The organism is Bacteroidales bacterium (genome assembly GCA_012517825.1).
Lineage (GTDB): Bacteria > Bacteroidota > Bacteroidia > Bacteroidales > JAAYUG01 > JAAYUG01.
The window spans coordinates 62,151-69,401 of sequence record JAAYUG010000111.1 but is presented as its reverse complement, the minus strand read 5'-3'; the positions used below and the strand labels follow the sequence as shown (position 1 = coordinate 69,401).

The following is a 7,251-nucleotide window of genomic DNA, read 5'->3' as shown; positions in this document are numbered from 1 at the left end:
TGCCATCCTCTGCAGAAACTACCTTTCCTGTTACAGTGTGCTGTGCCAGGGTAAATCCCAGCATCGAAAAACACACAATCCATGAAAGAATGATCTTTCGCATACGATTAGTTTTAGCAGTTAGTGAACATTAACCCATAATATGTTTCATAGTATGGTTCTCGCTGAAAATAGTATCAAAAAGGCAGGCTGTCACACCAAGCAAACCTGCATTTTCATCCAGTTCCGATATTTCAACCGGTATGTTCTGACTGATTTTTTCCAGGCAGTATCGGTTCAATGCCTGCTGAATCGGTGTCAGAACAAACTGACAGGCACTGGAAAGAGGCCCGCCAATTATAATTATCTCAGGATTCAGCAACTGAATCAGAATCGACAAGCCTTTTCCCAAGGCCATGCCAATGTGATTCAGCTGAAGGATGGCAAACTCATCACCTGCCCGTGCTGCATCAATTACAATTTCGGGTGTGATGGCATCCAGATTATCCTTATAGCGGGTTGTCAATACGGAAACAACATTCTGCATGACTCCCTTGCGCACTTCCCGCATCAGGCTGGTTGCCGAACCTTCCGTTTCAAGACATCCTCTCTTTCCGCAAATGCACAATTCGCCTCCATCCTCCAGCTTAATATGACTCAATTCTCCCGCAAATCCTGTCGAACCGCTGTAAAGCTTCCCGTCAAGAATCATACCCAGACCAAGACCCCAACTCCAGTGCACCCTGATCACATCCTTCTTCCCCTTTGCCTTGCCAAATCTTAATTCGCCGAAAGCCTGCATCCGGGCATCATTGTCTATATAAATATAGGTGCTGATGTGCTTCTCCAGAGCTTTTCTGATGTTCTGATTCCTGCGGTTCTTTATCGTGTAATTGATTCCATGCTTCGAATCAATGAGACCCGGCATATCAATTCCAAAACCGTAAATATGCTGTACCCCAAGATTGTTTTCTTTTATAATCCTGTAGTAGTTCTCAACCAACTTCTCGATTAAATCCGGATCGTCGTAATTTGTCCTGATCTTTAATGCATTGCCTACCTGCTGGTTCCGGCAGTTATAGACAGCCATTGTGGCCATGTAGCGGCCCATATCACAGGCTACCACATGGAACCTTCCGCTCTGAAGTTCATATAACTCCGGCTTCCGGCCCCCGTTTGATTCACCAATACCGGCTGACTTAACTTCATCGCTTTCCAGCAGCTCAACAATCAGGTTTTTTACAGTAGGTATACTTACGCCCAGCATCCTGGCCATCTGCGGTATGGAAGCCTGTCCGGCTATATACAATTGATGCAACAGCCTCTTCTTAAGGCGGTTTTTATTTTGCTCCGGACCGCTGATGAACATCCTGGGCATCTGCTGGGTAGCTTGGTTAGATTTCTTAAAATCAAGTATGCTAAAATAAATATTTTTTATTTTGTTACAATATCTTTTTAAAAATTTTTAATATGTTGCATAACATTTAATTAATTTTTCTATTATACCTGACACCACCGAAAACGCTAATTACCGGTCCTTGCCTTCAGGTGTGTGTGCATGCCGGGAGCATTAGCCAACCTATGCAGAAGGATATTGTACTTTCCCCTGTTCATCAGGTTCACTCCGCTGAAACGAAGCAAAAGCAGATTCCTGAGTCCATTGCATATTCCCTCATCTGCAACAGGGGTTCAACAGGGGAACAGACCATTAATTAATTAGGTGCTGTAATCGTGGTGTTTGAATTGTTGCCCTGATATTCTGCGGGTAGGCAACGAAACCAGAATTCAAGCATAAGAATTATTTGGCTGCGGGCAGAAAACTTTGTGCCAGATCCTTTGAGTCACCAAATCTCTGCATGATGGAATCGAGAAGGCACCATCCTCATACCCTGTATATCATCGGGGTCAGGAATTACGGCCATTTCCAGAAATGTTTCAGCAACATCGGGGTAAGACACCATTTCCTTGGACACACTGCCGGGTTTGGGTACACCCGGCCATGCAACCAGCAGGGTGTGCGGTATGATTCTTCGTACATAAACCGCTTATCAAACCATCCATGTTCCCCAGGATAAAAACCCTGATCGGATGTTTAATAAGCTTTGGAACGGAAGAGTCCCCGGGTTGACAACCGGAAAGCATTCCATGCGATTAAAACAAAGAAAGGCCGGTTACGGAAAGGAATAATTGATTATTTTGCATGTTCTGTTTTTTAGCTGTACTCAATTTATAAAAAACACATGTTCCTATGCAAGGTAAATTCATTTCCCGCCGTTCCTTCCTTCAGGGAATACCGGTTACAGCAGTTGGTCTGCCGTATATTCTCGATGCAAAAACAGGTCAGTCAGGTGCATCTGATAAGGGACCAATCCTTTCCAATGATTTCTTTGCCATATACCTGCACAAAGAAACAGGGCGTTTTTCTGTTCACCGCACCGACGGAAGTATTCTGATTCCCGATTGCGCAGCAATGGCAGTAAGCTCAGACCGGGAAGTCCGTCCCGACATGATTGAATTCCGGCATCGGGCTGAAGTGAGCAAAATCAGCGATGCGTTGGGAGAAGGAAAACGGCTGATTATTTACTCCTCCGCGAAAAACTCACCATGGGCGTTCACCCGCAGCATCACATTGTATAAAAGGTATCCCGGTATATTTCTGGACATGTCGCTCATCAATAAATCCAATGTCCCGGTTAATATCGAAAGCCTTTTTGTTGTTACTCCTGCCGGGAATGATACTGCATCCCTTCTGTGGTCAGGAACCTCAAAAGTTCTTACCAACGGGCCTATGTATTACGATCCCGGAACCCTTTATCCCTTCTCTGCCCCTGATGAAAGCACTATCCAGAGTTGGTGGAATGCAGGATTCTTCAGCGGCTATAAAAAGGAAGCCCTTGTATGCGGGGCACTTGAAAATCTCAAAGCTCAGGGGAAAATTCATGTCCGTCGGCTTCCCGGCGATGCTATCAGCCTGTCATTGCAATCCTACCTGGCCAGGGGGTTTATGCTGCAGCCTGGACAGGAAGTTCATTCCAACCGTTTTATTATTCTGGTGGGTAGTGATCCATATTCAACCCTTGAGGAATATGCTTCGCTGATGGGGAGGTTAAATAATGCCAGAGTCAGTTCTATTGTAAACGGTTGGTGCAGTTGGTTTTACACCTATGAACACGTTACTGAGGAAGAAGTGGTGCGCAATGCAGAGCTGGCCTCCCGTATTCTTAAGCCCTGCGGACTTGAATACATTCAGATTGATGAAGGGTACCAGCGCTGGCACGGTGATTGGGAGGGCAATTCCCGGTTTCCTCATGGAATGAAATGGCTCGCCGACAAAATAAAATCGTTCGGGCTGAAGCCTGGTTTATGGGTAGCCCCTTACGTCATTTCAGAGCCTACGGAAGTTTATCAGCAACATGCTGACTGGCTTCTGAAACATCCAGACGGCAGGCTGAAACGGGTAGGTCCCTGGCCCGGTGAAGATACCGACTGGGCCCGGAATGAAAATCCCAAACGATATGGCCTCGACATAACACATCCCGGCGCAGCTCAGTGGATGTTCAACCTTTTCAGCACCATAGTGCACGAATGGGGATATGAAATGCTGAAAATTGATTTTGTTGACTGGTCGCTCCTTTCCGCCTACCGGTATTATGATCCGTCCGTGTCCCGTGCCGAGGCATACCGCAGGGGGTTCGAAATCATCCGCCGTGCGGCCGGAGAGAAGGTACACATCAATGAATGCGGCCCGGGAGCCATCTCCGTTGGCCTGATCGACAGCATGCGGATCGAACTTGATCAATATTACGGTTACCGAACAGAAAACTGGAAACAATATGTTGGAACTCCCACAGGAAGTGCAGCCGCTGGGGCTAAACGGTACTATTTTCATAAACGAACATGGATCAACGATGTGGATCATCTGTGCACCCGTAACCTCTCCCTGGGGCAGGCACGGGCAGCTGCCACTATCATTGGAATATCCGGAGGAAACGTTATCAGCGGCGACCGCCTTATTGACCTTTCGCCCGACCGTATTGAAATCATCCGGAAAGCATTTCCTTCTTCAGGCCAGGGAGCCAGACCGGTTGACCTGTTCGACTCCGATACCCCCTCTGCTTTCGCCCTCTCCCTGAAAAAACCTTTCGGCGAATGGACGGTGGCAGCTTTTTTCAATCCCGATGAAACGCAAACCATAAAAAGGCCGATTCCTGCCGATCGGCTCTGGTTGGATCCTGCCAGAAAATATATTGCTTTTAATTTCTGGGAAGAAAGGCTGGAAGGCGAATTCTCCGGGGAACTCGACCTGCAGATTCCTCCGGCAGGATGCACTCTTCTGTCGATTCATGAACTACCCGAAAAACCCAAGGTAATTGCTACAAACCGGCACATTCTGCAAGGGTACCTGGAACTTGAAAATACCGAATGGAATGAAGATACACAGATTCTTTCAGGAACTTCCTTTGGGGTTAAGGACTACCCTTATTCCGTGTTTATATACCTGCCGGGTTCCTATCCATGGATTCAGGGAGGCACAACGCTTGACCACGATAAGGAAAACTATTCCTACCGCATCACCCACCCCCATATCATTACCCTCAGGTTATATTTTACCGGAACAGAAAAAATTTCCTGGCAAATCAACCTGGCTGAGTTTCTGAAAGAAAGGTAATGTATTCTCTTCAGCACCTTTAGGTTGTTGATGCCTGATATACATTTTCCAAACCGTTTAGAAAACAAAGGTTTGTGAATGAATTTTTTGCCATCTGAATACTCTGTCCGGTGCTCATATTTTAACCTGTTGGCCTTTTCTTCCAGACTGAAATGCTTTTTTCACCAATAAAACCTTATTTTCGCATGGCTGTTACCTAAAGGAACTGCAGATGAGTTACTGTGATGTACGACCCGGAACGCAGAATTTACCCGAACGCAATTTCTGGCTGAGGTATGCAGCATTTCTTATAAAAAACCGGTTTGTGCACAATGTGGAGGAACACCGCTTTTTCCCCTACATGATTATTCCCAGGTCAGATAAAGTCCTGCCTTTGCCTCGTCACGAAGTCCACACGCCTGCCCTTATTGAGTTTCATGAAGCCGGGAAGCCTGCCAGATTACCAGTTGACAGGCTCATGGAAAAGACAGCAACAACGGCTTTTCTTGTTCTGAAGAACGAAAAAATACTGACCGAAAGGTATTATAACGGATATTGCAGAGAGTCGTACTTCAGGACATATTCGGTTACCAAATCCTTTCTTTCCGTTCTGACCGGAATTGCCCTTGGTGAAGGCATCCTCCCGTCGCTCGATGAACCGGTTGAAAAATACCTCCCGGAACTCCGTTGGAATGGAGAAGGAGAAAGAATTACCCTCAGGCATTTATTGGCCATGAACCAGGGGGTCAGGTTTACGGAAGGCTATCTCCCATGGAAGGATAATCTCAGGTTATACCTCCATCAGGATACCCGTAAAATAGCCCTGGAAAGTCAGATTGATACTGTATCGCGCCGTTTTCATTACAATGATATTTATCCTGTCCTTGTCAGCCTGGTACTGGAAAAAGTTAGCGGAAAGCCTCTGGCTCTGCAACTGGCTGAGAAAATCTGGTGGCCGATGGGGGCTGAATTTGACGGTGCCCTGACCTGCGATTCACGCAAAAACATGCTGGGCAAAGGAGAAAGCGGCTTAAATATGCGGGCCATCGATTTGGCACGGTTTGGCCTTCTATGCCTGAACCGCGGGCGTCTGCAGAAGGAACAAATTGTTCCTGCGGGATGGTTGGAAGAATCCACACGTCCTGACCTTACTCCCGGAAGATATGATCTGTACAGGAATAAAAGTTGGGGTCGTTTGTTTTTCAATAAACCGGGTAACGGATATGGTTATTACTGGTGGGCTTCTGAAGTTCCCGGACATCCTCCTGATTTCTTTGCATTTGGTATAATGGGTCAGATTCTCTACATCAGCCCACGGCTCAATGCACTTGCCATCCGTCTGGGAAGAGGATGGAACCTGCGCGATTGGTGGCCCGATGTTCTGCGCAATTATCTGGAAAGAATCAGCTAACGGAATGGTCAATTTGTATGATCCTGCATTGCGCATGAAAAAATGCGCAATCCGGGATAATTATACATTAAAGCGGATGTGCAGAATGTCTCCGTCCTGCACCACGTAGTTTTTCCCTTCGATATAAAACTTTCCGGCCTTTTTGCAGGCTTCCTCCGATCCAAGGGCAATAAAATCCTCATACTTCATCACTTCAGCCCTGATAAATCCCCGTTCCAGGTCGCTGTGGATTACTCCGGCGGCCTGGGGGGCCGTCATTCCTTTCTTAATGTTCCATGCCCTCACTTCTTTTGGTCCGGCCGTAAAGAAGTACATCATATTCAGCAGATCAAGGGCGGCTCTCAGCAAACGGTTTACGCCCGGTTCCTCCAACCCGAGATCGCGCAGAAATGCCATCTGATCTTCCCTGCTTTCCAGTTCAGCAATCTCTGCTTCCACTGCGGCCGCAATAACAAGAATTTTTGCGTTCTGGTCTTTCAAGGCATTTTTTACTGCCTCAACATACTGATTTCCCTTTACTGCAGAGGCCTCATCGACATTGCAGACAAACATTACCGGTTTGTCGGACAGCAGGAAAAGGTCCTGAATGTACTTCCTGTCTTCCTCTGAAACAGGAGCCGTCCGGGCAGGCTTAAAATCACTCAGGTGATTCTTGTAAACCTGCAGAACTTCCATCGCCTTTTTCGCTTCTTTATCGCCAACCTTTGCCGCCTTTTCAACTTTCTGGAGTTTTTTCTCCACCGATTCAAGGTCTTTTACCTGCAGTTCAAATTCTACGGTTTCAATGTCTCTTACAGGGTCAACACTGCCGTCAATATGGGGCAGGTTGTCATCATCAAAACACCGCAATACATGAATCAGGGCATCAGCATTCCGTATGTCGGCCAAAAACTGATTACCCACACCTTCTCCCTTGCTCGACCCTTTGGTAAGTCCGGGGATATCGATGATCTCCACGGTAGCCGGAACAATCTTTTCAGGTTTTACCAGCTCGGCCAGTTTGTATAAACGTGGATCAGGCACCTCCATCATGCCCACATTCGACTTGTTGCTGCTGAAGGCAAACTTCCCGGTCTGGGCTTTGGTGCGCGACATGCAGTTAAAAAGCGTGGTCTTGCCGGTATTGGTCAGACCAATTATTCCGCAGTGAAGACTCATAAAATTCCTCGGTTACTATGGCGCAAAGGTAAAGGTTTTGGGTGATTTTGAAAAG

The 7,251-nt window shown here is 46.9% G+C and carries 4 protein-coding genes; 2 read left to right on the top strand and 2 right to left on the bottom strand.

Features of this window, described 5'->3' with window-relative positions:
• Positions 1 to 130: 130 nt before the first annotated feature.
• On the bottom strand, positions 131 to 1,357 hold the full coding sequence (locus GX419_07765; protein NLI24583.1) for an ROK family transcriptional regulator: 1,227 nt from the start codon (positions 1,355 to 1,357) through the stop codon (positions 131 to 133).
• A gap of 870 nt (positions 1,358 to 2,227) precedes the next feature.
• On the opposite strand from GX419_07765, the gene GX419_07760 reads away from it, so the two are divergent.
• Both GX419_07760 and GX419_07755 read left to right on the top strand, forming a co-directional pair.
• A complete protein-coding gene (locus GX419_07760) occupies positions 2,228 to 4,648 on the top strand; it encodes an alpha-galactosidase (GenBank protein ID NLI24582.1) in 2,421 nt (806 codons plus the stop codon).
• A 211-nt stretch (positions 4,649 to 4,859) separates the two neighbouring features.
• On the top strand, positions 4,860 to 6,038 hold the full coding sequence (locus GX419_07755) for a serine hydrolase (protein NLI24581.1): 1,179 nt from the start codon (positions 4,860 to 4,862) through the stop codon (positions 6,036 to 6,038).
• 60 nt (positions 6,039 to 6,098) lie between these two features.
• On the opposite strand, the gene ychF is transcribed toward GX419_07755, so the two are convergent.
• On the bottom strand, positions 6,099 to 7,196 hold the full coding sequence (gene ychF / locus GX419_07750) for a redox-regulated ATPase YchF (protein ID NLI24580.1): 1,098 nt from the start codon (positions 7,194 to 7,196) through the stop codon (positions 6,099 to 6,101).
• Positions 7,197 to 7,251 lie beyond the last annotated feature (55 nt).

What these genes read in the sequence shown, in the direction of transcription:
- GX419_07765 (NLI24583.1), bottom strand. Translation starts at nt 1,357, where the DNA reads ATGCCCAGGATGTTCATCAGCGGTCCGGAGCAAAATAAAAACCGCCTT.
- GX419_07760 (NLI24582.1), top strand. Translation starts at nt 2,228, where the DNA reads ATGCAAGGTAAATTCATTTCCCGCCGTTCCTTCCTTCAGGGAATACCG.
- GX419_07755 (NLI24581.1), top strand. Translation starts at nt 4,860, where the DNA reads ATGAGTTACTGTGATGTACGACCCGGAACGCAGAATTTACCCGAACGC.
- ychF (NLI24580.1), bottom strand. Translation starts at nt 7,196, where the DNA reads ATGAGTCTTCACTGCGGAATAATTGGTCTGACCAATACCGGCAAGACC.